The following is a 390-nucleotide window of genomic DNA, read 5'->3' on the forward strand; positions in this document are numbered from 1 at the left end:
CCCCCCTGGACGTGGCTGCGGAATCGCGAACTTCCCTTCCTCCGAACGGATCTTGTAAGGCTCCTGGGTACCACTATCTCCTGACAAAAGGCGAGACCCCCGCAGGCCGTGCCTGCGGGGGTCCCGTCCGGTCCCGTGGGGGGAGGTCAGTTCCGGTGCGCCGCGGCGGTCGTGCGGACCCGGCGGCGGACCAGGAACCAGCCGCCGACGAGGGCCGCCGCGATGAGCGGCAGACAGGCGACGGTGGTGCGGCCGACGCCGCCGTCCATCCACATGAGGACGAGGACGGAGCCGAGGAAGCCCAGGGTCACGATCTGGGTGTACGGGGCCCAGGGCAGGTTGTAGCCGGGGCGGGTGACCTTGCCTTCCTGGGCGCGGCGCCAGAAGAGC

1 pseudogene is annotated in these 390 nt (G+C 71.0%); it reads right to left on the minus strand.

Annotated features, from left to right (window positions below):
* Nucleotides 1-146: 146 nt before the first annotated feature.
* Nucleotides 147-390: pseudogene (locus IG02_RS37450) on the minus strand (L-asparagine permease); the annotation flags it as partial.

The organism is Streptomyces sp. NRRL F-5135 (genome assembly GCF_000719775.1).
Lineage (GTDB): Bacteria > Actinomycetota > Actinomycetes > Streptomycetales > Streptomycetaceae > Streptomyces > Streptomyces hebeiensis.